Here is a 26404-nt window from a genome sequence, read left to right as displayed (position 1 = left end):
AGCAGGACGCCGACCAGCAGATGAAGGACGCGGACCTGACGCCCACGCAGTTGAAGAAGGCGAACGACCCGCGCTTCTCCGCCGTCCTCTCCGCGAAGACGACCGTGGAGAAGACCGCCACGGCCGCCCCCGGCAAATTCATCTCCAGCGAGAAGGCCACGCTGGGACAGGCCGCCGCCCAAGCCACGGGGCTGGGGAAGACGGGCCTCAACCAGATGGCGGGGGTGAAGACCTCCAGCGGCTCGAAGGTGAAGACCCGCCAGATGCTGGCGAAGGCGAAGGACGAGGCCCGCCGCAAGGAAGTCACCGACACGATTGAAAAGCTGTACCAGCAGACCAAGGTGAAGGTGGAGACGAAGCTCTCCACACTCGAAGCCGACGTCATGCGCCTCTTCGACGTCGGGGCCGAGGCCGCCCTGGCGGACATGAAGTCCTACGCCAACCGCGAAATCGACCGCTTCAAGGACGAACGCTACTCCGGCATCACGGGTGGAGCGCGCTGGCTCGCGGACCTCTTCCGCGACGTGCCCGAAGGCATCAAGGTCATCCTGCGCGCTGCCCGAGGCCGCTTCGCCACCAGGATGGATGCGTTGGCCGTGCGCATCTCCGTGACGGTGGACAACCGGCTCGCGGACGCGAAGGCGGAAGTCGACAAGGGCCAGGCCGCCATCAAGACGTACGTGGCCAGCCTCCCGCGCGACCTCCAAGCCGTCGGAAAGCAAGCGCAGCAGGAAGTCGCCAGCCGTTTCGACGAACTGCGCAGTGGCATCGACGCGAAGAAGAACGACCTCGCCCAGAAGCTGGCCCAGAAATACAAGGAGGCCCACGACAAGGCTGACGCCGCCCTCAAGAAGCTCGAGGATGAGAACAAGGGCGCGCTCAAGGGCCTCGTGGATGCCATTGGAGAGATCATCAAGATCCTCTCCGAGTTCAAGGACAAGCTGATGGCGGTGCTGCGCAAGGGCGCGGACACCATCCTGCTCATCCTCAAGGACCCGATTGGCTTCCTGAACAACCTGCTGGCGGCCATCAAGCAGGGCTTCAATCAGTTCGTCGGCAACATCTGGACGCACCTCAAGCGCGGCTTCATGGAGTGGCTCTTCGGCTCGCTGGCCTCCGCCGGCATCCAGGTGCCTGCCGACCTCAACGTCTGGTCCATCCTCAAGCTCGTCCTCGATGTGCTCGGCCTCACCTACGCCTGGATGCGCGGCGAGGCCGTGAAGCTCGTGGGCGAGCGCAACGTCGCCCTCGTCGAGAAGCTGGTCGAGTACATCACCGTCACCATCAAGGGCGGCCCGCAGGCGCTCTGGGAGAAGCTGAAGGAGGACCTCTCCAACCTGAAGGCGATGGTCATCGACGCCATCCAGGATTGGCTCATCACCACCATCGTGAAGCAGGCGGTGACGAAGATCCTCTCGATGTTCAACCCGGCGGGCGCCATCGTCCAGGCCGTCCTCGCCATCTACAACGTGGTGATGTGGGTCATCGAGAATGCCTCGCGCATCCTCGCGCTCATCGAAGCCATCGTGAACTCGATCCACGCGATTGCGACGGGCGCCATCGGCGGCGCGGCGAAGTGGATCGAGAACGCGCTCGCGAGCCTGATTCCCATCGTCATCGGCTTCCTCGCGCGACTCATCGGCCTGGGCGGCATCTCCGCGAAGATTCGCGAGTTCATCACCAAGGTGCAGGCCAAGGTCCGCGCCGCAGTGCTCGGCTGGCTCAAGAAGGCCTTCACCTGGGTCAAGAAGCTCTTCGGAGGCGGAGGGAAGGGGAAGCCGGACGAGCGGACGCCCGAGCAGAAGAAGGCGGATCTGGCGAAGGCGCTCAAGGAGGCCTCGGATCTCCTGAAGGCGCCGAAGACCTCGGAGGCGAAGATCCGGAAGGGCCTCCCGGCCATCAAGAGCAAGTACAAGATGACGTCGCTCGTCCTGGTCGTGGACAGCAACGAGGCCACGAAGCAGGTGGTCCACATCGAAGGCGCCATCAACCCCGATGACAAGACCACGCCCACCCCCATCCCCAAGGACCCGAACATCCGGGTGACGTTCGACCGGGGCCGTCACACGATCGCGGGTGTCCTGAGGGCCAACTCACCGAACAAGAAGGACAACACCATCCTGGTTCAAGCGGTCAACATGGAGGCCGTCTACACGGCGGCACGGGCGGCGTACGTGGCGTCAGCGCAGAACGGTGGAGAGTTCGAAGCCGAGGGCGTGAAGTGGTGGTTCGACCGCAAGGGCCCCACGGACAATCCGGCCGAGCAGTATCTTCACATCTACCCGACGCACAGCCCGCCCATCGCCATCAACCTGACGCGACCCGAGAACAAGGCAGTCACGACCTATCAAGAGAACAAGAAGTCGGGGAAGAGTCACGCCGAGGCCCTGGCGAAGGTCCAGGAGCTCGCGGCGAGAATCCCGGGTGCGTTCAGTCTCAGTGCCAATGCCATGCTCATCATCAACCAGATCCAATGAACTCCTTCGCGATCGACCTCTACGTCTGGAACCCGGACCTCAACGACTGGCTGCTCGTGCCGGCGCGGGGCTCCGGGCTGCGGTGGCCCGCGTTTCCAGGAATCTCGCAGGCGGACCTGGTCTCCTCTTCCGTCGGCATCTCGTTCCGTGTCGATGAGACCCTCTGTCTCGGCAATGAGCGCGACGACTTCCCCGTGGAACTGGTGCTCCATGACCTGTCGAACACCCTCCAGACCGATCTCGCGGGCGCGCTGCTGGCGCGCATGGCGGAGAATGAGTTCATCTCCATCGAGGTCCGCCAGGGAACCGATGACCTGCACGTCCTGCTCTCGCGCACGAACACTCGCGCGCTGGACCCTGGCGACTACCTTGAGCTGACCGCGAGACACACGGGCGCCTACTACGTGAACTTCCCCGTCGAAGTGAAGCTGTGGAGAGCAGCGGTCCGGGCGGCACTGGGAGGCTTCGCGGACGCGCTGGCCGCGAGTCCGCTCCCGGCCGCGGCGCCAGAGCACGAGCGGCTGGCCCGCTGGCTTCTGGAAAACCACGGGCCCCCAAGAGACGCACCGGACTGAAGCGTGAACCCGCATCGCTGAACACCCGACCCCGCCGACTGCACCTTCCACCTCGCGCTTTCAAGTTGGAGTCTGCCCATCGCAGCCACCGCCAGAGCCGCCGCCCGAGGAGGACCCGCCCGCGCCGCGGCGGCCCCGGCGCGTGCGGCGGCAGGCGGTGCCACCTCCGCGGAAGCGCCCGGTGGCGCGGCGGTGAAGGTGGGCGGTGACGCGGAGAAGGACCCACGCTTCCGCAAGGTCATCGAGAAGTTGGAGAAGAGCGCGCAGAAGACGCGGAAGCACCCGCCCGCGTCGAAGAAGGCCGCCGAAGCGCAGGCCGCCGCCGTCTCCCCACCCAACGAAAGGAACGCCGGGGCGAAGGCCAATCAGGTCGACGCCATGAAGTCCGCTGAGGCTCCGAAGGCCGAACCCAACGGTTTCCTCGCGCTGCTGCGCGCCGAAATCGAAAAGGTGATGCCCAAGAACCTGGACGACGCGGACAAGTTCATGGAGGGCAATGAGACGGAGCAGGTGAAGGGCGCCGTCTCCGGGGGCGTGAAGGACCAGAAGGACACCGCCGCCGGTCCCACCGAGCAGGCCACCGCAGCGCCGCCGGATCCAAGCGCCGTCCCTGCCCGAGCGGCTTCGCCCCTTCCAGAAGACCCGGCCGCGCCGCCCCCACCCGTCAACACCGCGGAGGCGATGCCGGCGCCGAAGCCCGCGGGTGAAGTGCAGGCGCTCCAGAAGCCCAAGCAGGACGCCGACCAGCAGATGAAGGACGCGGACCTGACGCCCACGCAGTTGAAGAAGGCGAACGACCCGCGCTTCTCCGCCGTCCTCTCCGCGAAGACGACCGTGGAGAAGACCGCCACGGCCGCACCGGGCAAATACATCTCCAGTGAGAAGGCCACGCTGGGGCAGGCCGCCGCTCAAGCCACGGGGTTTGGGAAGACAGGCCTCAACCAGATGGCCGGGGTGAAGACCTCCAGCGGCTCGAAGGTGAAGACCCGCCAGATGCTGGCGAAGGCGAAGGACGAGGCCCGCCGCAAGGAAGTCACCGACACGATTGAAAAGCTGTACCAGCAGACGAAGGTGAAGGTGGAGACGAAGCTCTCCACGCTCGAAGCCGACGTCATGCGCCTGTTCGACGTCGGGGCCGAAGCGGCCCTGGCGGACATGAAGTCCTACGCCAACCGCGAAATCGACCGCTTCAAGGACGAACGCTACTCCGGCATCACGGGCGGAGCGCGCTGGCTCGCGGACCTCTTCCGCGACGTGCCCGAAGGCATCAAGGTCATCCTGCGCGCCGCCCGAGGCCGCTTCGCCACGCGCATGGACGCCCTCGCCGTGCGCATCTCCGCGACGGTGGACAACCGGCTCGCGGACGCGAAGGCGGAAGTCGACAAGGGCCAGGCCGCCATCAAGACGTACGTGGCCAGCCTCCCGCGCGACCTCCAGGCCGTCGGAAAGCAAGCGCAGCAGGAAGTCGCCAGTCGCTTCGATGAACTGCGCAGCGGCATCGACGCGAAGAAGAACGACCTCGCCCAGAAGCTGGCCCAGAAATACAAGGAAGCCCACGACAAGGCCGACGCCGCCCTCAAGAAGCTCGAGGACGAGAACAAGGGCGCCCTCAAGGGCCTCGTGGATGCCATTGGAGAGATCATCAAGATCCTCTCCGAGTTCAAGGACAAGCTGATGGCGGTGCTGCGCAAGGGCGCGGACACCATCCTGCTCATCCTCAAGGACCCGATTGGCTTCCTGGGCAACCTGCTGGCCGCCATCAAGCAGGGCTTCAACCAATTCGTCGGCAACATCTGGACGCACCTGAAGCGCGGCTTCATGGAGTGGCTCTTCGGCTCGCTGGCCTCCGCGGGCATCCAGGTGCCTGCCGACCTCAACGTCTGGTCCATCCTCAAGCTGGTGCTGGACGTCCTGGGCCTCACCTACGCCTGGATGCGCGGCGAGGCCGTGAAGCTCGTCGGCGAGCGCAACGTCGCGCTTGTCGAGAAGCTGGTCGAGTACATCACCGTCACCATCAAGGGCGGGCCGCAGGCCCTCTGGGAGAAGCTGAAGGAGGACCTCTCCAACCTGAAGGCGATGGTCATCGACGCCATCCAGACATGGCTCATCGACACCATCGTCAAGCAGGCCGTCACCAAGATCCTCTCGATGTTCAACCCGGCGGGCGCCATCGTCCAGGCCGTCCTCGCCATCTACAACGTGGTGATGTGGGTCATCGAGAACGCCTCGCGCATCCTCGCCCTCATCGAAGCCATCGTGAATTCGCTGCATGCGATTGCGACGGGCGCCATCGGCGGCGCGGCGAAGTGGATTGAAAACGCGCTCGCGAGCCTCATCCCCATCGTCATCGGCTTCCTCGCGCGGCTCATCGGCCTGGGAGGCATCTCCGCGAAGATCCGCGAGTTCATCACCAAGGTGCAGGCCAAGGTCCGCGCCGCCGTCCTCGGCTGGCTCAAGAAGGCCTTCGCCTGGGTCAAGAAGCTCTTCGGGGTTGGAGGGAAGAAGCCCGCTGACGCGGATCCGAACGCAGACGCGATACCCGCCACGAAGGTGAAGAAGACGCTCTCCATGGCGGGCGAGGGCCACACGGTCACCGCGAATACGGAAGGCGGCGACCTGGAAATCACCATGGCCAGCTCGCTGGAGCGCCGGCTGCGCCCCGCCATCACCGCCGCCACGTCCGAGGTGAAGAAGGACACGGGCCGCTCCGCCACGAAGAAGAAGCAGATTCTCTCGGTGCTGGGCAAGGCCGCGTCGGACTCGGACGAGAAGGCCATCAAGAAGGCCTGGAACGCCGAGGGCACCGGCAAGAAGCGAGGCGACCTGAAGCTGCGCTTCCAGCAGTTCATCGACACGCGGCTGGCCCCCGTCATCGCGGACCTGATGACGCTGGGCGGCCATGGCATCAAGGCGCTGGACGCCATCATCGCGGGGCCACCCAAGACGCGCAAACTGCCGCCCGGCTACGACGTGCGGTCGAAGCTCTACGAGCGCGGCAGCGGCTGGAAGTCGGTGCGAGCGGCCTACCACGACACCGCGAAGGACAAGCTCGTCAATCAGGTCAACACCTACGTCGCCACGAAGAAGAAGCACCTGTTGCTGCAACTCATCGCCGCGGACTTCCTCCCGGCCCAGGCCGCGAACCGCTACGACAACGGCACGCTCACCGAGAAGTACGTCCGCAAGGTCGATCACCAGGTCGATCACATCCGCCCCCTCGCGCAGCACTGGAAGGCGGGCGGCTACAAGAGCGGGGACGACGCGCGCTGGAAGGCCACCACGGACCCGAGCAACTTCCAGCTCCTCACCGCGTCTGCGAACGCGAGCAAGAGCGGCGGGGGGCACCACTTCGGCGAGAAGTTCGAGGTGGCCCCCACCTTCACCAGCGCCTACGCGGAGGGTGGGATTCCCAACGCCCTGCGCATCGATGGCAAGCCCTTCCTTGATGACAAAGACAAACCCCTCGACTGAGGTTCCCCATGGCCATCCGTTCGAAGGTCCTCCAGCCACCCACGAAGAAGGTCGTCCAGAGCCTCGACATCGATGCGGGAGGGCAGCACCTGGTCGCCGGGCAGAACCACCTGACGGTGTGGAACCTGAAGACACGCAAGCTCGTTCACGAGTTCAAGGTGGGCTCGGGAGACAACGTCTTGTGGGCCCGCTGGTCGCCGGACGGAACCAAGGTGGCCTTCGTGGACACGGGGAACCGCTTCCGCTTCTTCGAATTGGAGACCGGGGACGCGCGCGCGGTGGAGCTGGAGGATGCCGACGCCGGATGGCTCGACTACGCGCGCGACAGGGACCGAGTGCTCGTGGCCGGTCGCCGCGTGCAGGTCTGGGACGAGGAGAAGCAGAAGGTGGTGTGGGTCGCGCCCGGCAAGGAATCAAAGCGCGAGGACCCGCCCATTGGCTGCCTGAGCCCGGATGGAGGGACGGCGGCCATCGTCGGGGCGGAGCCCGGCAAGGTCCTCCTCTACAAGGTGGGCGGGAAGCGCGTGCAGAAGCAGCTGGACGATGGGCCGAAGTCGGCGCGGTGGATCGGCTTTGATCCGAAGATGCGCTACGTCGCGTGTCTGGAATACCACGCGCACGGCTTCTTCGTCTGGGACCTGAAGACAGGCAAGCGCCACCTGCCAGAGACCTTCAATGATGAGGTCACCGTCTTCTGGAGTGCCCGCTTCGACCCTTCGGGAAAGCGCCTCGCGCTGGGGACGCTGGGAGGCGCGGTCTGGGTCCAGAAGCTCAAGGACGGCGAGCTGGTCTACGACGAGAAGGAGCACAAGCGCAGGGTCTGGGACGTGGCCTTCACCCCGGATGGAACCCAGGTGTTCTCCGGCGGGGACGACTACACCCTCCGCTTCCGGAAGCTTCCCTGAACCCCGCCCGCGCGGGGCGCCTCAACCCTGCTTGTGCGCCTCCGCCTTGGGGATCTTCAACGCCTGGAAGATGTTGATGATGCCCTGGTCGTTGAAATAGCTGTTCCACTTGGGCGCCGTGCCCGCCAGGTTGAGCGCGATGGCCTTCGCCGGAGGGTAGCTGCCCACCGTCACGGGACCCGGCGGGAGGCCCACATGATGCTCGGCGACCGGGTTGCGGTAGTAGCTCTTGTTGCGCGTCAGCGCCGTATGCGTGGCATCCACGTTGAAGACAATCCCCCACTGCTGGCAGGCGATGCTGGGCTCCATGATGCTCATCCCGCCTGAGGGGATGAGGTGGATCTGCGGGTAGAACTCGCCTGGCTTGGGTGGAGAGGCGCGCAGCCGGGAGCGGGCATGGTCCAGGCAGACCTCCAGCCCGAAGTGGATGCCCGCCATGGTGAACGCGCCCTGTCCTCCCAGGCCCGTCTTCGTCTGCTCCCGCCCCGGCCCGACGGCCTCTTCGCGCCGGGTCAGCGTGTCTCGCGACCCCTCCGTCGGACGCAGGAGACTCATCGTGTCGGTGGGCTTCCCCACCAGGGCATGGCGAAACGCGGTGCGCTTCCAGCCCTCGAACCCCTCGGTGTAGACGTGGTTCGGCGCCCCGCAGTTGAAGCAGTTCCTCGTGGTCTCGTAGACGGGGTTCCGGATGAAGTCCACGTGGGAGATGAACTCCTTGTAGACAATCAGGCTGGCCTCGGGGCCGAGCTCCTCCGTGCCCCCGCGCTGGACCATGGCGATGTTGAAGACCTCCTTGTCGGAGCCGGTGTCCAGGTAGGCAATCGCCGTCCCAAAGACGAAGAGCCAGTCCTTGAACTGATCCTGTCGCGTGAAGACGCGGAGCGTCTCCATGATCAGCGACACCTCCTCGATGGGATAGGCCCCGTTGACGTCATGGAAGTAGAACTCGGGCGCCATGAAGATCTTCAGGATGGACGAGGACTTCCTCACAGCCGGGTCCGCGACGGCCACCTTGATGGCCTCCCGCATGATGTGACACCGCCCCCGGATGTCGGGCTGTGCCTTCACGCCGCCGAGATACTTCCTGCCGTAGGCCGTCCCCATCGCCGCGGCGGGGAAGGTGTTGACCTGGTATCCGATGCACTGGGCGCTGGTGTAGGGCATTGCGGCTTCCAAGGACTCAAGGGTGGAGTTCCACGCGTCAGCAGGGGCCACAGCGACTGACCGGACCTGCTGCGCTATCGCACCCTGAAGAACCGGACAAGCCGTGAAACAGAGTTTACCTGACGCACCGGGCCACGAGGTGTGCCTCCCGGTGGACGCAGGAGGGGCTGGGTCCGGGGGCCCTCGGTTGACTTGACCCGCGCGGCGGTGGTGAACCGGATGGCCCCGGGCAGTCGCGGGCCCGGTGGGCTTGCAGCGTTCGTGAACCCCGCTTGCCGCGTCTGGAGCCACATCCATGATGACCCCTTCCCGTCGTCACCGTCGGAGCCCCTGGCTCTCGCGGTGGCATCACCTCATCGCCGCCGCGGGTCTGGCCTCGGCGCTGGTCTCCTGCGCCGCCACGGACACGCCTGACGCAGCGCCCCCCCAGGAAGGCCCCGCCGCCGTGGAGCCGGCGCAGCAGTCCCAGGAGCTGCTCACCTGGACGCTGGGCGCGAAGTACGACGCCACGCAGGCCAACATCGACTTCCGCGTCTATTCCTCGCGCGCCACGCGCATCGAGGTGTGGATCTACAAGACGCCCCAGGGCGCGCAGGAGACGGTGAAGTACGTGATGACCAAGGACACGGCCACGAACATCTGGTCCAAGTCCGTCTCCGTCGCCACGCTGAAGGGCTCCACCTACAACCTCACCGGGACCGTCTACTACGGCTACCGCGCGTGGGGCCCGAACTGGCCCTACAACTCCGCCTGGACGAAGACGAACAACACGGTGGGCTTCCTCTCCGACGTGGACAGCCTGGGCAACCGCTTCAACCCGAACAAGCTCCTGTGGGACCCCTACGCGCTGGAGCTGAGCCACGACCCGGTGAACCCCAGCAACCAGGACGCCACGGTGTTCGCCTCCGGGCCCCTGCACCGCTACAAGGACAGCGGCCCGTTCGCGCCCAAGGGCGTGGTGTTGCCGCCGGAGACCGTCTCCACCGGCACCAAGCCCACGCGCGCCTTCAAGGACGACATCGTCTATGAGGTGCACGTGCGGGGCCTGACGAAGCAGGACACCGGCTCCGGGTTGGACCCTGCCTGTCTGGGCACCTACAAGACGGCGGGCCAGAAGGCCGCGCAGCTGGCGGCGCTGGGCGTCACCGCGGTGGAGTTCCTGCCGCTGCACGAGACGGACAACGACAACAACGACTTCGCGGCCACCTCCACCACGGGCGACAACTACTGGGGTTACATGAACCTCAGCTACTTCGCGCCGGACCGCCGCTATTCGTGTGACAAGAGCCCGGGCGGCCCCACGCGTGAGTTCAAGGCGATGGTGAAGGCCTTCCACGACGCGGGCATCAAGGTGATGGTGGACGTCGTCTACAACCACACCGGCGAAGGCGGGGCGTGGATCAACGGCGACTCCAGCACGTACAACGTCATGACGTACCGGGGCCTGGACAACCCCACGTACTACAGCCTCACGGCGGACAGGCAGTTCAACTGGGACAACACCGGCGTGGGCGGCAACTTCAACACGTTCAATCCCACGGCCCAGAACGTCATCCTCCACTCGCTTTCGTACTGGAAGGACACGCTGGGCGTGGACGGGTTCCGCTTCGATCTGGCGTCGGTGCTGGGCAACACCGTCGAGCACGGCGGCTTCAACTACAACCGCGACAACGCGGGCACGGCGCTCAACAAGATTGTCACCCTGTTGGACCCGCGCCCGGACACAGGCGGCGCGGGCACGGACTTCGTCGCGGAGCCCTGGGCCATTGGCGGCAACTCCTACCAGGTGGGCAACTTCCCGGCGAAGTGGAAGGAGTGGAACGGCATCTTCCGCGACACCCTCCGCAAGGACCAGAACCAGATGGGCAGTGAGGCGGTGACGCCGGGCCATTTGGCCACGCGCTTCACGGGCTCGTCGGACCTGTATGGGGATGACGGCCGCAAGCCGGCCGCGTCGGTGAACTTCATGGTGGCCCACGACGGCCTCACCCTGAAGGACCTGTACTCGTGCAACAGCAAGGACAACAACCAGCCGTGGCCCTACGGCCCGTCCGACGGCGGCGAGGACAGCAACCACAGCTGGGACCAGGGCGGCAGCGCGACGTTGCAGCGGCAGGCGGCACGCAACGGGCTGGCGTTCATGATGCTGAGCGCGGGCGTGCCCATGATCACCGGCGGCGACGAGTTCCTGCGCTCGCAGCGCTGCAACAACAACGTGTACAACCTGGACTCGAACCAGAACTGGCTGAACTACGCGTGGACCGCGGACCAGTCCAACTTCCGCCTGTTCACCCAGAACCTCATCGCGTTCCGCAAGGCGCACCCCGCGCTGCGTCCGCTCAACTTCTACAGCGCGTCGGACACCAACGGGAACGTGATGGAGCAGCACCGCTGGTTCAAGCCTGACGGCACCGTGCCCAACGCGACGTACTTCAACGACGCGGCGAACCACGCGCTCGCGTACCGCATCGACGCCACCGAGTTCTCCGGTGAGACGGTGGGCGCCATCTACGTCGCCTACAACGGCTGGTCCGCCAACGTGAACTTCACGCTGCCGTGGCCGGGCACCAACAGGAAGTGGTACCGCGTGACGGACACCTGCTCGTGGATCGAGAGCCGGGGCGCCAACCAGGTGCTGCTCAACCCGGGCACCGCGGACGACGTGGGCGCCGAGAACGCGACCTATGGCCTGTGCGGCCGGGGCGTGCTGGTACTGGTAGCGAAGTAGCTTCGCACTCGCGGGGACCCGGTGCGCCTGCACGGCGCCGGGTCCTCGCGGTGGGGCGTCATCCTGGCTGCGGCGGGAGCGGGCCCCCGGTATAAGTCCGGGCGGATTCGGCATCCCCGTGAGGAAGGACCGTGCGCCCGTGACCCCGGAAGAAGAGAGCTCCGCCGCCCTGCTGCGGCGGCTCCAGCTTGAGGACTCCTTCGAGAACGAGACGTTCGGGGACCTGGACCTCCAGGGCGTCAACCTGAGCGGCAAGGAGTTCTACCGGTGCACCTTCCAGGACTGTCAGTTCCAGGAGGGGCGCTGGAAGGACAGCCTGCTGGAGGTCTGCGTCTTCAAGGGCTGCAACCTCACCCGCGCGAACTTCAATTCCATCCGCCTGCGGGACGTGCGCTTCGAAGGCTCGAAGCTGATGGGCATTGATTGGACGGGCGTGGCCGCGAACCCGGAGGTGGCGTTCGAGGAGTGCGGCATGCCCTACAGCTCGTTCGTGGGGCTGGGCCTGCGGCAGACGCTCTTCGTGCGCTGCGTGGCGAAGGAGGCGAACTTCTTCGACATGGACCTGACGGACGCGGACTTCACCGGCACGGACCTCACCGGCAGCAACTTCCGCGGCTGCACCCTCACCCGGACCGACTTCACCGGCACGACGGGCCTCCTGTTGGATCCGGCGCGCAACAAGTTGAAGGACACCCGCGTCCCGCAGGAGACGGCGATGTCGCTGGCGCATTCGCTGGGGATGCTCGTGGACGGCTACCACGCGAAGCCGGCGGCGCGAGGCGGCGGCGCGAAGAAGAAGCGCTGATCAGCCGCGGTGCGCGAGCCGGCGGCAGGCGGCGGACTTCACCGCGAGGTACACGCGCAGGCCCGGTGCGAGGGACAGCTCTCGCACGGAGGTCTGCGTGAGCCGCACCACCCAGCGCACGCCCGCCACGTCCACGTGGGCCGCGCACTCCCCTGCCCCGGCGTCCTCCAGCTTCGTCACCGTGCCCTCCAGCACGTTGCGCGCGGAGATGCCGGTCAGCGGCCCCGTGGACAGGAGGATGTCCTCGGCCGGGACGGCGTAGGCGGCGCGCGTGCCCGTGGGAAGCCCGGGCGCGTCCGGGACCCAGAGGGACAGGGCTTCCGTGATGCGCAGCCTCGTGCCTCCGGCTTCGGGGTGCTCCAGCGTGCCCTCGAGGATGTTCTCCTCGGGTTCGCCGGTGAGCAGGCCTCGCGCGGCCGGGCCCAGCACCCTGTCCGCGGGGCCGACCGCGCGCACCGCGCCACCGTCCAGCAGCAAGGCCTCGTGGGCGAGCACCCGCGCCTCGCCCAGCTGGTGCGTGACGTACAGCAGGGGCACGTGGGCCTCGTCGCGCACGCGCAGCAGGTAGGGCAGCACGCGCTCCTTCAATGCGACGTCCAGCGCGGCCAGCGGCTCATCCAGCAGCAGCAGCGCGGGGTCCGTGGCGAGCGCTCGCGCCAGGGCGACCCGCTGCTTCTCGCCTCCCGACAGGGTGACGGGGTAGCGGTGCAGCAACGGCTCCAGCTCCAGCAGGTGCACGGCTTCGTCCACGCGCGACGGTCGCCCGGCGCGCACGCCGAAGCGCACGTTCTGGCCGGCGGTGAGGTGCGGGAAGAGCAGCGCGTCCTGGGGCACGTAGCCCATGCGGCGCAGCTCGGGCGGCACGTCCACGCCGGCGGCGCTGTCGAGCAGCACGCGGCCCCCTACCACCACGCGGCCGCGGGCGCCGCGCCGCAGCCCCGCGAGCACCTCCAGCAGCGAGGTCTTCCCGGAGCCGGAACGTCCCAGCACAGCCACCGACGCGGACGCGAAGCGCGCCTCGACGTCCAGGGTGAAGCGCGCCAGCGGCAGGCGCAGCGAGAGCTCCATCACGGGCGTGCGCCTCCCGTCGGTCCCGTCATCGCGGACGCATGAGCCCTCATGCGAGCCCCCGCGCGCCACGCCGCCGTGTCACCCACTCCGTCGCGTACATGACCCCGAACGCGAGGACCACCGCCACGCCCGCGAGCTGCAAGGCCTCCGCGTCACGGCCGGTCTGCGTGCGCTGGAAGATGGCCAGTGACAGCGTCTGCGTGTGGCCCGGCATGTTGCCCGCGACGAGCACCGTGGCGCCGAACTCTCCCAGCGCCCGTGAGAACGCGAGCAGCGCGCCCGTGAGCACGCCGCGCCACGCGAGCGGCAACGTCACGCGGAAGAAGGCCCGCACGCGCGTATCGCCGAGCGTGCGCGCCACCGCCACCAACCGTGGATCCACTTCCTCGAAGCCCGTGCGCGCCGAGCGCACCAGCAGCGGGAAGGACATCACGGCGCTCGCCAGCACCACGGCCTTCGGCGTGAACACGACCTCCACGCCCAGCGTGTCCAGCAGCCGGCCCAGCGCCGAGTCCCGCGCCAGCAACTCCAGCAGCACCAGGCCCACCGCCGTCGGAGGCAACACCAGGGGCAGCGCCAGCACGGTCTCCACCACGCCCCGCCCCGGTCCCTTCCACCGCGCCAGCGCGTACGCCGCCGCCACGCCCGGCACCAGGATGAGCGCCGTGGACAGCGCCGCCACCGCCACCGTGAACAGGACCAGTCCGGTCAGCCCCTCTTCCATCACGGTGAAGGCCGCTCCATGCCCGCATCCGGCGTCCCTCGCCGCGTCCCAGCGTCACCCGACATCCGGTCCTTCACCACGCCCGGCGTTGCTTGAGTGCCGCCCGCCGCGCCCACTCCAGCGTCCTGCGTCGCTCCAGGCCCGGCCGCGCCCGGCCCCGCGTCCAGGAACCCCACCCTCCGGAACGCCTCGCGCGCGACCTCGGTCCTCAGGAAGCGCACGAACGCGAGCCCTCCTCCCGGCGACTTGCCGCGCGTCAGCGCCGCCACCGGATACACGATGCGCGGCGCGTCCCCCTCCGGCACCGTGAACGCCACGCGCACCTTCTTCGACTGCGCCGCGTCCGTCGCGTACACCACGCCCGCGTCCACCCGTCCCGCCGCCACCGCCGCCAGCGCGGCCCGCACGTCCACCGTCGGCACGACCCGCGGCGCCACGTCCGTCCACACGCCCGCCTTCGTCAGCCACGCCTTCGCATACACCCCCGCGGGCACCGCCGCCGGATCCGCCAGCGCCACGCGCCGCAGGCCCTTCAGCCCCGCGGGCCCCGCGACCACCACGCGCGAAGCCGCCGGGACGATGACCACCAGCCGGTTCGAAACGAGCTCCACCCGCGACCCCGCCTGCACGAGCCCCGCGCGCTCCACCCCGTCCAACTTCGCCACGTCCGCGGAGAGGAAGACATCCGCCGGGGCACCCGCCACCACCTGACGTGACAGGTCACTCGAAGCCCCGAAGGCGAACCGCACCCGGTGCCCGCTCACCTGCTGGAACGCGGGAGCCAAACCCTCCAGCGCCTCCGTGGTGCTCACCGCCGCGAACACCCATACCTCGTCCGCCCGAGCGCTCACCGTCCACACCGCCGCCAGGAGCCCCAACCAGGAAAGCCGCATCACCCGCACCTCTCAAATGCCCACGATGCGAGACTACAAGTTGACCCGACCCCACCTCGCCGCTAATGAATACTCCGTGTCCCGGAATATCCATAAAGAGGAGGGTGAATCGCTCGCGGCGGATGTCGACCGCATGCAAGAGCTGATGTTCTCGCTGGGGCGTCGCCGCTCGCTTCGCGACCCCATCGCCAGCACGTGCGAGCAGCTCCAGTTCACACCGCCCCAGGTGCACGCGCTCCTGTGGCTGGGCCTGGACGGAACGCTCACCATGGGCGAGCTCGCCAAGCGGCTGGGCGTCACCGAGAAGACCGTCACCGGCGTGGTGGACCGCCTGGAGCGCGAAGGCCACCTGCAGCGCGAGCGCGGCGAAGCCGACCGGCGCGTCGTGCGCTGCCGCCTCACCGACAAGGGCCGGCAGACCTTCACCAAGCTCGACCGCTCCATGCACCGTGCCATGGGCGTGGTGCTGGGAATGCTCGACACCGAGGACCGCCAGGCCCTCTTCCGCGTGATGGAGAAGGTGCTCCTCAAGATGGACGCCCCCGCGCCAGAGGCTCCCCCGAAGGACACCTGAACGGCGCCTGGACGTCAGGCCCCCGGCCCGTCCACGCCCCCAGCGGGCGCCCGCGCCAGCAGCAGGCGCGGACGCAGCAGCAGCGCGAACGCCTCGCGCACCGTCCAGTACCACCGGTCCGCCGCGCGCATCCGCCCCGCGATGGGCGCGGGGCTCGTCGCCACCTCCAGCCCCTCGCGCCGGAAGCACTGCCGCGCGCGCAGCAGGTGATACGGGTCGGAGACCACCACCACGCGGCGCGCTCCCCGCTCCCGCAGCAGTCGCACACTGAAGCGCGCGTTGCCTTCGGTGGAATGGCTCTCCTCCTCCAACACGCACGCGGACGAGGGCACGCCCGCCTCCACCGCCAGCGCGAGCATCACCCGCGCCTCGGACGGCGCATGCGCCCCGACGCCGCCGGACAACACCAGCCACGGCGCCACGCCCCGGTGATAGAGCGCCGCCGCCTGCTCCACGCGCGCCACCAGCGAACCGGAGGGCACGCCGCCCGGCAGCACCCGCGCGCCCAGCACCACCAGCGCGTCCGCCATGCCCGCGTGCTCGCGCCGGCCGAAGCGGTCCACCCACCACGCCAGCCCGAACACACCGCCCGTCAGCACGCCTGCCGCCACGAGCACGCCCCGGCGCACGCGGCCGGGCCTGGAGAGCAGCGCAAGAGGTCGCACGCACGGAAACCTAGCCCTGGATACGGGGACACTGAAGCAGTGTGTCCGCGACAACAGGTTCTCTCACCGCGACGAATGCGACCTTGCGGACGACCCATTGAATTTGCGCAATGCGTATCGCCCGGGAGCCGGAGCAGGAACAGAATAGGGAATGACCCGGCCCGGTCATCGTCGAACCCGAAAGGGCCGGACGGATGGGGAGACCTACGGATGGATGTCAAAGGCGTCGCGTTCCTGGCACGGCAGACCATGGCGGTGCAGGCCTTCGGCGAGGCGGCGTGGAAGAGCTTCCTCGCGGAGCAGGCGAAGCGGGACCCGGTCTTCGCGCAGCCCATCATGCCGGTGACGCGCATCCCGGCGGATTCGTTCCTGCGCTTCAACGAGGCCCTCACGCAGCGCTTCTACGCCGGTGACCCGAAGGCCTACTGGCAATACGGCATCAAGTCCGCCGAGTACGCGCTCGGCCAGGGCCAGCTCAAGACGATGTTCGGCAAGGACGACTTCCGCCGCTTCGCCCTGTTCACGCCCGGCATCTGGAAGGGCTACTTCACCGAGGGCGAGCTGACCGCGCAGCTGCAGGGCACCCAGCTGGACCTGCGCATCACCGGCGTGCCCCGGCCGCACGTCTACTTCGAGCTGGCCGTGATGGGCTTCGCCGCGGGGGGCCTGACGTACCTGAGCGGCCGCAAGGAGATCCCCCACGAGGTCCTCAAGGGCTTCAGCAAGGGGGACCTGGAGGTCCTCTACCGCTTCACCCTGCCCGCCTGAGCTTCCGTCAGGGCGCGGAGGCCGCGGTCGCCGCGGCCGGCGCCACGGGCTTGAGCCGCAGGTCCGCCACCAGCGGGTAGTGGTCGGACACGCCCACGCGCAGCACGCGGCTGGCCACGGGGGTGAAGGCGCCGCACGCCATCACGTAGTCGATGCGCAGCGTCGGCAGGAACAGCGGCAGCGGGTAGGTGCCGCTACCGCCCGAATGGGTGACCTTCGCCACGTCCTGGAGCTGGCGGCGCAAGAGCCGCACCGGGCGCGAGTCCGGGTCGTCGTTCAGGTCCCCCATCAGCAGCCGGGGCCGCGCGTCCTTCGCGAGCAGGTTCGCGATGAAGACGCTCTGGCGGATGCGCGCGGCGCCGTTGAAGGGCCGGCGGATGAGGTGCGTGGCGTAGACGCTCACCTCGCGCCCGTCCACGTCCAGCACCGCGTGCGCCAGCGTGCGCGGCTCCGCGCCCCGGGGCGTGGGCAGCGGGTACTGCGCCAGCGACGCCAGCGGATGGCGCGACAGCAGCGCGATGCCGTAGCTGCCGCCGTACAGCTTCGTGGTGCCGAAGTGCGCGCGGTACTTCAGGCCGGTGAGCGCCGACAGCCGCTCCACCTGGTCCTCCCCGCGCGCGCGGGTGGAGCCCACGTCCACCTCCTGCAGCGCGACGACGTCCGGGCCTTCCGCGCGGATGACGCCCGCCACCTGCTCCAGGCCGCGCAGGCCAGACTGGATGTTGAAGGTCATCACCCGCAGGGCGCTGGCCTCCCGCGCGGGCCGGGGGGCCTCCGCGACGGGGGTGACGCCCGAGGACAGGGTGGGACGCACCGCGGGACCGGTTGCACAGGCAAGCGGTCCCGCGAGGAGCAACAGGGTCAGGAGGGGGCCGGGTCGTCTCAAGGGGCGCGATGGTAGGTCGCGCGGCCTCGCGCTGTCGTCCCACCCCCCGGGGCATGGCAGGAGAGCAACCGGGCTCCCCTCCAGCCGGAAGCGGCGGCGCTTCGGGGGCGTTCAGCCCGCGCGGCGGCGGCGCGCGGCCAGCAGCGCCAGCACCGCGCCCATCACCAGCGGCGCGCCGGAGGTCGCGGAGCAGCCGCCCTCGTCCTCCTCCCCAGGCGTCACCGGGTCCTTGCCGCCCGTGATGACCACGTCCAGCGTGGCGTTGGCGTGCGCGTCACCCGTCTTCTCGTTGTCGCCGTTCACGGAGTTGCCCGCCCCGAACACCTTGAGCGTGCCGTTGGTGGCCGGCGCCACCAGCGTGAAGTCGAAGCGCACCGGAGCGCCGTTGACGAAGGCCTTGGGCAGCGAGTGCGTCAGCTCCCCGTTCACCAGCTTCGAGCCCGCGCCCGCGGTCAGCGTCGCGCCGTCCACGCCGCCCGTCGCCACGTTGAAGCCCGCCTTCACGCCAGGGCCGCCGGTGATGATCAGCGCGTAGTTGCCCGTCTGGCCCGCGGTGAGCGCGGCAGGCCCCTCCAGCGTCACGGTGGGGGCGGCGGCGCCGGCGGTGTGGCAGGTGGCGCACGACACGCCCTCCTTGCCGCTGCGCCCGGAGATGCCGGTGGAGTTGGCGAACGCGGAGCCCGCGACAAGGCACAACGCCACGGCACCAACAGAGGGGAGGATCGACCGCATGGAATAAACCTCTTGGAGGGGGAAACCAGGAAAGACGAGGGGCCCCTCTTCTAGCGCAGTGCGGCGAGGAGTGCAGCAGGCGACATTTGCTCCTCCCATCAGGGCAGGAAGTACCTTGCCCTACAGCCAGGAGAAGGCGTCGTGCAGCGCCTTGTGGCCGCCGCGCTCCAGCACCTCGCCGTGGCACACCACCACGCGCTCCACGTCCCAGCGGAGCACGCGCTGGAGGGAGGCGCGCACGGCCTCCTTGTCCTGCATGAGCAGGCGTTCGAGGACCGTGGGCGCCAGCCGTTTCCAGGCGCGGTTGGCCTTGAGGTACAGCTTCAAGGGCAGCGAATCCGCGCGGTGGAAGTGGAAGGCCAGGTCGGTGACGAGCACCGTGCGGGACGGCCGGTGGAAGAAGAGGAACTCGTTCACCCGGGGCATGCCGCGCACGTGCATCTGGTCCAGCACGGGCGCCCAGGCGGGGTCCGGCGTGTCGTCCAGCTCCTGGTCGATCCGCAGCGCCGGCTGCTTCGCGCGCAGCCCGGAGGGGGCCACCACCCGGGCGTCGGGGAACGCAGCGGCCCAGTCCGGCAGGTGCACGTGGTGAAAGAGGTTGGGGGCGACGAGGAAGCGCACCTTGCCCAGCGCCTCCACGGCCGCCCGCCGCTCCTGCGTGAAGGCGACGGGCGAGTGCACCCACAGTCCGCCGTCCGGCAGGCGGATGACCGTCATGCGGCCGCCCAGGTCCATGCCCGCCAGACGGAACGAGGCGTCGAAGACATGCAGGTCGTCGGTGAGCTTCCGGGGGGCAGCGTCAGGGAGGGTCGTCATGGAGGGTCTGGCTTCAAGCACGGGCGGCGTTCAGGGGACGAGTCCGGGCACGGTCCGGCGTTGATTTCTGGAACATCCCAGCGTAGGCAACCCCCTCTTTCCATCCCCTAGCAAGGTGCCCAGCACATGGCCGAGAAGCTCACGCCCCGCGAGAAGGGCTTTTCCGAGTGGTACGTCGACCTGATCCAGAAGGCGAAGCTCGCTGACTACTCGGACGTGAAGGGCTGCATGGTCATCCGCCCCAACGGCTACGCGCTGTGGGAGAACATCCAGCGGGTGATGGACAAGATGTTCAAGGACGAGGGCGTGCGCAACGCCTACTTCCCGCTCCTCATCCCGGAGAGCTACCTCAAGAAGGAGGCGGAGCACGTCGAGGGCTTCAACCCCCAGCTCGCCATCGTCACCCACGCGGGTGGCCAGAAGCTGGAGGAGCCCTATGTCATCCGGCCCACGTCGGAGACCATCATCAACCGCAGCTTCTCCAAGTGGATTCAAAGCTACCGGGACCTGCCGCTGCTCCTGAACCAGTGGGCCAACGTGATGCGCTGGGAGATGCGCACGCGCCTGTTCCTGCGCACCACGGAGTTCCTCTGGCAGGAGGGCCACACCTGCCACGAGACGGAGGAGGACGCGGAGAAGCGCACGCTCACCATGCTGGAGGTCTACCGCACGTTCGCGGAGGACTACATGGCGATGCCGGTGCTGCCCGGCCGCAAGACGGAGTCGGAGAAGTTCGCCGGCGCCCTGCGCACGTACAGCATCGAAGCGATGATGCAGGACAAGAAGGCGCTCCAGGCCGGCACCAGCCACAACCTGGGCCAGAACTTCGCCAAGGCCTTCGACACCCAGTTCCAGGGCCGCGACGGTCAGCAGCACCACGTGTGGCAGACGTCGTGGGGCTCCTCCACGCGCCTCATCGGCGGGCTCATCCTCACGCACTCGGATGACGCGGGCCTCATCGTGCCGCCGAAGCTGGCGGCCACGCACGTGGTCATCATCCCCGTGGGCATTGGCGGCAAGGCGCCCGAGGCGGAGAAGGCGCAGGTGCTGGAGAAGGTGCACGCGCTGGCCGCGGACCTGCGCAAGGCGGGCCTGGGCGTGGTGGTGGACGACGACGAGACGAAGACGCCGGGCTTCAAGTACAACGAGCACGAGCTGACCGGCACGTGCGTGCGCATCGAGCTGGGGCCCAAGGACCTGGCGAAGAGCTCCTGCGTGATGGTCCGCCGCGACCTGCGCCAGAAGGAGTTCGTCCCGCTGGACGAGGCCGTCACCAAGGTCCAGGCGATGCTGGACCAGATGCAGAAGGACCTGTTCAAGAAGGCCAAGGACTTCCGCGACGCGCACACCTTCGAGGTCAACTCCTTCGAGGAGCTGAAGGCGAAGGCGGACGACGGCTTCCTGCTGGCGCACTGGGACGGCGACGCGAAGACGGAGGCGCGCATCAAGGAGGAGACGGGCCTCACCACCCGCTGCCGCCCGTTCAGCCTCAAGCAGGAGCCGGGCAAGTGCGTGATGACGGGCAACCCGTCGCAGGGCCGCATCGTGTTCTCCAAGGCGTACTGAGCGACAGCCAGCGCTGACGGACACCGCGGGGGCTGGGAGGTGTTCCTCCCGGCCCCTGTGTCGTTTCAGCCCACTCCGCCCGCGACGGGCAGGGTGCGCTTCTTCGGCAGGAAGGTGGCCACCGGCTCCGGCTTGCCCGCGACGGGCAGCGGCGCGGCGGCCTCGAAGTCGAAGGCGTCCCCGCAGCGCTCGCGCGTGGCGTGGGAGACGAGCACCGGGGTGCCGACCTTCTTGGTGAGCCCCTCGATGCGGCTGGCCAGGTTCACCGCGTCGCCGATGACGGTGTACTCGCGGCGCTGCTCGCTGCCCACGGCGCCCACCACCACGCGCCCGGTGTGCACGCCCACGCCGATGCGCAGCACCGCTTCGCCGCGCGCGGCGCGCTCCTGGTTGAGGACCTCCAGCGCCTCCAGCATGGCCAGCGCGCACGACACCGCGGCGGTGGGGTGGCCGGGCTGCTCCAGGGGCGCGCCGAAGTACGCGAGGAGGCCGTCGCCCAGGAACTTGTCGAGCGTGCCGCCGTGGCGGAACACCACCTCCACCATGCGCGACAGGTATTCGTTGAGCAGCGCCACCACCTGGGGGCTGTCCATCCGGTCCGACAGCGACGTGAAGCCGCGGATGTCGGAGAACAGCAGCGTCACCTCGCGGTGTTCGCCGGCCTCGCCGTCGGGGCCCTTCTCGGAGATGCGGCGGGCGACCTCCGGGGAGAAGAAGCGGCCCAGCCGTTCGCGCTGCATCTCCTCGCGCACCACGTCCGTCACCAGCCCCAGCACCGTGCGGCTGACGAAGAAGGCCACCGCGGACGCGAGCGCCATCACCAGCACCATGCCGGGCAGGAACTGGGAGGCCGCCAGGCCCGCCTCCAGGGTCAGCAGCGCCGCCCCCGCGATGCCCAGCGCCGTGGCCGCCACGACGACGAGCCGCGACAGCGTCACCATGGACACGACGACCACGAGCACCATGTAGACGCCCATGGTCAGCAGCGCGGCGGGCACGCCGTTGGCGGAGCCCTGGATGGACTGTGATTGCAGGAAGTAGATGAGCGGCATGTCGATGAGCGCCACGCCCAGCGCCGGCCACCGCAGCAGGGCCGGCACCCGGCGCGCGCCCGCCCACAGCAGGACCGCGAGCGCGATGTAGCCGCCCAGCACCGCGCGCGACACGCGCCAGTCGTCCAGGGAGGCCAGGAGCAGCCACGCCGCCGTGGCGCCCACGCGCAGCCCGTTGAGCCACGCCCCCACGTCCGCGCGCCATTCGTCCAGGCGGTGCTGGAGGGTGGACTCGACACGGAAGCGGGAGAACAGGGGCCCCATGGGCCCGGACGCTACTCCACGCGTGGGACCCTCTCCAGGCGAGGGCCGGGCTGCGTTAGGGTCCGGCGCATGGCGAGCATCGGGCATGTGGCGGTGGGCATGGCGCTGGGGCGCTTCGAGGCAGGCTCCGCATCCTGGAAGCGGCGGGTGGCGTTGATGGGGTTCCTGTCGCTGCTGGCGCTCCTGCCGGACGCGGACGTGGTGGCGTTCGCGCTGCGCATCCCCTACGCGGCGCCGTGGGGGCATCGCGGCGCGTCGCACTCGTTCGTCTTCGCGGGCGCGGTGGCGCTCGCGGTGGCGGCACTGGCGCGGTGGAAGGGCGAGTCCGCGACGCGCTGGGGGCTGCTGACGTTCCTGGCGGTGGGCAGCCACGGCATCCTGGACACGCTCACCGACGGCGGGCTGGGCGCGGCGCTCTACTGGCCGTTCTCCGACGCGCGCATCTTCGCCCCGGTGCGGCCGTTGCCGGTGGCGCCCATCGGCGCGGGCATGCTGACCGCGCGAGGCCTGTACGTGAGCCTCGTGGAGCTGCTCGTCTTCCTGCCCGCCTGGGCGTACGCCCTGTGGCCGGTCCGCCGGACGCGCACGCCCTGAGCGTCATCGAAGTGCCCGAGAGGCCACGCACGGCTGCGCGCTGAGCCGCGAAGGTTGGGCCGTGGAGTGAGCGGCGTCGAAGTCACCCGCAGGGCCGCTGGCTTCTGGCGCCGCGGATGGCAAGCCTTGCAGCAGCGAAGCCGCAGGACGTTGGAGCCCGGAGCCCGGAGGAGCACCGCGATGCGTCTGTTCACCGCCGTGACGCTGGGAGCGTCGCTCACCGCCGAGGTCGAGCGGGGCATCGAGCGCCTGAGGGCCCACGCGCCGGACGCGAAGTGGGTGCGGCCGGAGGGCGTGCACCTGACGCTGCTGTTCCTGGGGGACGTGGACCCCGCCCGCCTGCCCCTGCTCCAGGCCGCGCTGACACCCCTGGGGCCGCTCCATGCGCCGTTCGCGCTGACCGTGGCCGGGGGCGGGACGTTCGGCGCGGCCACGCACCCGCGCGTGCTCTGGGCGGACGTGCGCGGAGACACCGCCGCGCTGAAGGCGCTCCAGGCGGACGTGGCCCGGGCCCTGGAGCCGCTGGGCTTCACGCAGGAACACCCCGAGTACACCGCGCACCTGACCCTGGCCCGGGCGAAGAAGCCTCGCGGGGACGCGGCGCTGCTGGCGTGCACGCGCGCGCTCGCGACGGAGTCCTGGGGCGAGGGGCGCGTGGACCGGCTCGTGCTCTTCGAGAGCGCGGGCGGCCGCTACACGCCCCGGCTGGAGGTTCCGTTGGAGCGCGCGCGGCTACCCGACGCGTAGGGACTGCGGGTCGGCCACGGGCACGGCGGCGGGCAGCGTGACGGTGAGCAGCGTGCCCCGCCCCTCGCGGCTCTCCGCGCGCAGCGTGCCACCCAGGTCGGTGACGATGGTGTGGCTGACCGACAGGCCCAGCCCGGTGCTGCTGGGGCGCGCCGCGGCGAACGGCTCGAAGATGCGCGCGAGCAGGTCGGGCGGCAGCCCCTTGCCGGAGTCCTGCACCTCCACCACCACCGCGCCGTCCTCGCTGGTGTAGGCCGCGACGCGCAGCACGTTGCGCGCGGCGTCCTGCGGATCCATGGCCTGTACGGCATTGAGCAGCAGGTTGAGGAAGAGCTGGGTGAGGCGCGCCTCGTCCGCGTCCACGGTGGGCACGTCGTGGAAGTCGCGCTCCAGCCGCGCGCGGTGCACCAACTCTCCGCGCAGCAGCTTGAGCGCGTTCTCCAGCACGGGCTGCACGGCCACGCGGGCGCGGTGCTCCGGCGGCTTGCGCGACAGGGTGCGCAGGTCCTGCACGATGTGCTTGAGCCGGGTGGCGCCCTCCACCGTCTCGCCCAGGGCCTCCATGATGCCGTCCAGGTCGCCCCGCGGCACGGCCTCGCCGATGAGCAGCGGCTGCTTCAGGCGCTCCAGCTCCTCGCGCACGAAGGACAGGTTCGCCAGCACGAAGGCCAGCGGGTTGTTCATCTCATGGCCCACCGCCGCCGCGAGCGACCCCAGCGCGGACAGCCGGTCCGCCTGGAACAGCTTCGCCTCCAGTTGCTTGCGCAGCGTCACGTCGCGCGCGAACACGCGCAGGCCCGGCGGGTCCCACAGCTGCGCGACGGCGAGCTCCCAGTAGCGGCCATCCAGGTGCACCGTGGGCGCGGGCTCGCCCGGAGGCATGCCCCGCCAGGCCCAGGTGAGCGCCGCGTGCACCAGCGGATGCGTGGGGCCGCGCTCCACCAGATCCTGGAACGCCACGTGGGTGGCGGGGTTCGCGTACCGCAGCGCCCCGTCCATGCCCAGCTCCAGCAGCGGCTCCGGGTGCAGCAGCGGGAACGACGCCAGCCGGTACAGCGGATCCTCCAGCGACCGCATCCCGGACACGTCGCGCACCAGCAGGCCCAGGCGCACGCCGCTGTCGAACGGAGCGGGGGCGCAGGGGGTCACCTCCGCCGCGTAGAACTTCTCCTCGCCGTCCACGGTGAGCCGGTACTCCAGCCGTCCGTCGGAGCCGCCCCGGGTCACGGCGCGGACCAGGGACATGAGGGGCTCGCTCGCCTCGGAGCCCAGCGCCTCGTCCAGCTTGCGCCCTTCGACGTCGCGCACGTCGCGGCCGAAGGCCCGGCCGGACGGGGACCACAGCCGCAGGCAGCGGCCCTCGGTGTCCAGCTCTCCGGCCACGTACTCGGCGCCGTTCGAGGGGCGCGGGCAGGACACGGGCGCGCTGGGGCCGGGCGAGCGGATGAAGCCCTCCACCCGGAAGGGCCCCATGAGCATCTCCAGGCCCGCCCCGTCGGTGTTCATCCGGGTGAGGACGGAGATGAGCTGCGCCGTGTCCTCCTCCGACAGGCGCTTCGTGAGGATGAGGCCGTCCGCGAGCGTGGAGGTGGTGAAGTGGAAGGGCGTGAGCCGCGACGCGTCCTCGCCCAGGTACGACGTCAGCGTGGCGCGCATGGCGAGCGCGTCGGTGTGGTTGGAGAAGATGGCGGTCACGTCCGCCTCGCCGCGCATCACCGCATCCAGCGCCTTGCGGTAGGTGCCCAGGAAGCGCTGCTCGGAGAAGAGCGTGCCGGGGCGCAGTCCCCGCGACTCCAGGTCGCGCAGCGGCAGCAGGTGCCCACCGGTGGAGCGCGGCGCCACCCACGCCACGCGCGTGCCCTGGAGCGTCTCCAGGGTGAGGGGCGCGTCCGCGCGGCACACCAGCGCGGAGTGGTAGTGCCAGCTGCCCGAACGCACCGCGCGCAGCACCGCCCGGGCCTGCGGCTCGAAGGCGTTGCACTGCTCGGCGGTGCCCCAGGCCATGTCCACGCGGCCCGCGGCGAGCTCCGCCTCCAGCGCCTCGTAGGTCGGGGCGATGGTCATCACCACCGGCCGGCCCAGCCGCTCCGACAGGGCCCGCGCGAACAACTCCACGCGGACATGCTCCCGGATCTCCCCCAACGAGGGATAGAGCAGGCAGCGGATGGGAGCAGTCGATGCGATCACGTCGGAGTCCTCCGGTATCCCCCCTCTTCCGGCGCCCTTCCTTCGGCCCCGGCTTTCAATTCCATCACTCTGCCCGAATTCTTACGCCATTGCACATTATTCCTGAATCACTGAAATAAACAGCCTCCCCAGCTTTACCACAATCCGACCCCGGGCTGGGTCGGCAATGACCATTTGCTACGGCCGTGAAGGAAGACACGGAAGCAGCGGGTGGCCTCTTGTCTGCACAGTAAGGGGGAGGACGCAGGCAAACACTGGAAAGGACAGGCGGATGGCATTGCGAGGGCGGGGAGTGTGGCTGGGAGTGGGCATGGTGGTGGGCGGGGTGTGGCTGGGCGCCCGCGGTGTGGAGGCGGCGCCGCGAAAGCCCGAGGCCGCGGGCGTGGCGCAGAAGGTGCGGACGGGGGACGTGGTGTTCCAGACGTCGAGATCGCAGCAGTCGAAGGCCATCCAGGTGGCGACGCACAGCCCGCTGTCGCACGTGGGGCTGGTGGAGGTGACGTCCGAGGGGGCGTTCGTGGTGGAGGCGGTCCAGCCGGTGAAGCGCACGCCGTTCGCGCAGTGGAAGGCGCGCGGGGTGAAGGGGCGGCTGCTGGTGTTGCGGCCCACGGGGGTGGAGGAGGCGGCGAAGCTGCGGGTGGTGGCGGAGGCGAAGCGGCACCTGGGCAAGCCCTACGACGCGCTCTTCGGGTGGGGGGACGAGGCGATGTACTGCTCGGAGCTGGTGCGCAAGGCGTACG

The 26404-nt window shown here is 69.2% G+C and carries 22 protein-coding genes; 12 read left to right on the top strand and 10 right to left on the bottom strand.

The features are described from left to right. The 4 genes from D7X12_RS19545 to D7X12_RS19530 form a co-directional block, all read left to right on the top strand. A partial coding sequence (locus D7X12_RS19545) for a phage tail protein (RefSeq protein ID WP_208719151.1) occupies window positions 1-2477 on the top strand: 2477 nt, incomplete at its 5' end. Beyond that, entirely contained in the window at window positions 2474-3052 is a 579-nt protein-coding gene (locus tag D7X12_RS19540) for a hypothetical protein (protein WP_120626792.1), read from the top strand. The genes D7X12_RS19545 and D7X12_RS19540, both read left to right, overlap by 4 nt. A gap of 192 nt (window positions 3053-3244) precedes the next feature. Next, window positions 3245-6523 (top strand): phage tail protein, encoded by a 3279-nt coding sequence (locus D7X12_RS19535; protein WP_120626791.1) that lies wholly within the window; start codon window positions 3245-3247, stop codon window positions 6521-6523. A gap of 8 nt (window positions 6524-6531) precedes the next feature. Beyond that, entirely contained in the window at window positions 6532-7428 is an 897-nt protein-coding gene (locus D7X12_RS19530) for a WD40 repeat domain-containing protein (RefSeq protein WP_120626795.1), read from the top strand. Between the two features lie 21 nt (window positions 7429-7449). Here the strand turns inward: D7X12_RS19530 and D7X12_RS19525 are convergent, their stop codons facing one another. Further along, on the bottom strand, window positions 7450-8592 hold the full coding sequence (locus D7X12_RS19525; protein WP_120626790.1) for a hypothetical protein: 1143 nt from the start codon (window positions 8590-8592) through the stop codon (window positions 7450-7452). A gap of 295 nt (window positions 8593-8887) precedes the next feature. Here D7X12_RS19525 and D7X12_RS19520 point away from each other — a divergent pair, with 295 nt between their 5' ends. Continuing rightward, complete coding sequence (locus D7X12_RS19520; protein ID WP_120626789.1) at window positions 8888-11320, top strand: isoamylase; 2433 nt, start codon at window positions 8888-8890, stop codon at window positions 11318-11320. A gap of 139 nt (window positions 11321-11459) precedes the next feature. Further along, a complete protein-coding gene (locus tag D7X12_RS19515) occupies window positions 11460-12125 on the top strand; it encodes a pentapeptide repeat-containing protein (RefSeq protein ID WP_120626788.1) in 666 nt (221 codons plus the stop codon). Here the strand turns inward: D7X12_RS19515 and modC are convergent, their stop codons facing one another. The 3 genes from modC to modA are packed head-to-tail and all read right to left on the bottom strand — an operon-like array spanning window position 12126 to window position 14813. Continuing rightward, the gene (modC, locus tag D7X12_RS19510; RefSeq protein WP_120626787.1) at window positions 12126-13193 is read right to left on the bottom strand and encodes a molybdenum ABC transporter ATP-binding protein; all 1068 of its coding nucleotides are present in this window, start codon (window positions 13191-13193) and stop codon (window positions 12126-12128) included. Between the two features lie 49 nt (window positions 13194-13242). After that, window positions 13243-13920 carry a molybdate ABC transporter permease subunit gene (modB, locus tag D7X12_RS19505; protein ID WP_120626786.1) on the bottom strand — a complete coding sequence of 226 codons (678 nt, stop codon included), beginning with the start codon at window positions 13918-13920 and terminating at the stop codon, window positions 13243-13245. Next, window positions 13920-14813 (bottom strand): molybdate ABC transporter substrate-binding protein, encoded by an 894-nt coding sequence (gene modA / locus D7X12_RS19500; protein WP_120626785.1) that lies wholly within the window; start codon window positions 14811-14813, stop codon window positions 13920-13922. Before modA ends, modB begins: the two co-directional genes overlap by 1 nt. A 76-nt stretch (window positions 14814-14889) precedes the next feature. Between modA and D7X12_RS19495 the strand changes: the two genes are divergently transcribed. Then, on the top strand, window positions 14890-15387 hold the full coding sequence (locus tag D7X12_RS19495) for a MarR family winged helix-turn-helix transcriptional regulator (protein WP_120626784.1): 498 nt from the start codon (window positions 14890-14892) through the stop codon (window positions 15385-15387). A 14-nt stretch (window positions 15388-15401) separates the two neighbouring features. Here D7X12_RS19495 and D7X12_RS19490 read toward each other — a convergent pair whose 3' ends face one another. Next, window positions 15402-16052: a YdcF family protein gene (locus tag D7X12_RS19490; protein ID WP_120626783.1), complete on the bottom strand. Its 651-nt coding sequence runs from the start codon at window positions 16050-16052 to the stop codon at window positions 15402-15404. Window positions 16053-16262: 210 nt separating this feature from the next. Between D7X12_RS19490 and D7X12_RS19485 the strand changes: the two genes are divergently transcribed. After that, a complete protein-coding gene (locus D7X12_RS19485) occupies window positions 16263-16820 on the top strand; it encodes a hypothetical protein (protein WP_120626782.1) in 558 nt (185 codons plus the stop codon). A 7-nt stretch (window positions 16821-16827) separates the two neighbouring features. Here the strand turns inward: D7X12_RS19485 and D7X12_RS19480 are convergent, their stop codons facing one another. The 3 genes from D7X12_RS19480 to D7X12_RS19470 form a co-directional block, all read right to left on the bottom strand. After that, entirely contained in the window at window positions 16828-17634 is an 807-nt protein-coding gene (locus D7X12_RS19480) for an endonuclease/exonuclease/phosphatase family protein (protein WP_244224653.1), read from the bottom strand. 183 nt (window positions 17635-17817) lie between these two features. After that, window positions 17818-18438 carry an MXAN_6652 family MXYO-CTERM-anchored protein gene (locus tag D7X12_RS19475; RefSeq protein ID WP_120626780.1) on the bottom strand — a complete coding sequence of 207 codons (621 nt, stop codon included), beginning with the start codon at window positions 18436-18438 and terminating at the stop codon, window positions 17818-17820. 120 nt (window positions 18439-18558) lie between these two features. Continuing rightward, window positions 18559-19254: a DUF4336 domain-containing protein gene (locus D7X12_RS19470; protein WP_120626779.1), complete on the bottom strand. Its 696-nt coding sequence runs from the start codon at window positions 19252-19254 to the stop codon at window positions 18559-18561. Window positions 19255-19380: 126 nt separating this feature from the next. On the opposite strand from D7X12_RS19470, the gene proS reads away from it, so the two are divergent. Further along, on the top strand, window positions 19381-20820 hold the full coding sequence (gene proS / locus D7X12_RS19465) for a proline--tRNA ligase (RefSeq protein WP_120626778.1): 1440 nt from the start codon (window positions 19381-19383) through the stop codon (window positions 20818-20820). 65 nt (window positions 20821-20885) lie between these two features. On the opposite strand, the gene D7X12_RS19460 is transcribed toward proS, so the two are convergent. Then, the gene (locus D7X12_RS19460) at window positions 20886-22136 is read right to left on the bottom strand and encodes an adenylate/guanylate cyclase domain-containing protein (protein ID WP_120626777.1); all 1251 of its coding nucleotides are present in this window, start codon (window positions 22134-22136) and stop codon (window positions 20886-20888) included. A 69-nt stretch (window positions 22137-22205) separates the two neighbouring features. Between D7X12_RS19460 and D7X12_RS19455 the strand changes: the two genes are divergently transcribed. Together D7X12_RS19455 and thpR are read left to right on the top strand one after the other, a co-directional pair. Further along, window positions 22206-22730, top strand: a complete 525-nt coding sequence (locus tag D7X12_RS19455; protein ID WP_120626776.1) for a metal-dependent hydrolase — start codon at window positions 22206-22208, stop codon at window positions 22728-22730. Window positions 22731-22910: 180 nt separating this feature from the next. Beyond that, the gene (gene thpR, locus D7X12_RS19450) at window positions 22911-23477 is read left to right on the top strand and encodes an RNA 2',3'-cyclic phosphodiesterase (RefSeq protein ID WP_120626775.1); all 567 of its coding nucleotides are present in this window, start codon (window positions 22911-22913) and stop codon (window positions 23475-23477) included. Here the strand turns inward: thpR and D7X12_RS19445 are convergent. Next, window positions 23463-25664 (bottom strand): PhnD/SsuA/transferrin family substrate-binding protein, encoded by a 2202-nt coding sequence (locus D7X12_RS19445; RefSeq protein WP_120626774.1) that lies wholly within the window; start codon window positions 25662-25664, stop codon window positions 23463-23465. The genes thpR and D7X12_RS19445 overlap by 15 nt on opposite strands. A gap of 271 nt (window positions 25665-25935) precedes the next feature. Here D7X12_RS19445 and D7X12_RS19440 point away from each other — a divergent pair. Next, window positions 25936-26404, top strand: a 469-nt coding sequence (locus tag D7X12_RS19440) for a YiiX/YebB-like N1pC/P60 family cysteine hydrolase (RefSeq protein WP_120626794.1), incomplete at its 3' end; no start/stop codon positions are given.

This window comes from Corallococcus sicarius, assembly GCF_003611735.1.
In the GTDB taxonomy this organism is placed as follows: domain Bacteria; phylum Myxococcota; class Myxococcia; order Myxococcales; family Myxococcaceae; genus Corallococcus; species Corallococcus sicarius.
Note: the sequence above shows the minus strand (reverse complement) of the source record. Positions and strands in the feature narration are given on the sequence as shown.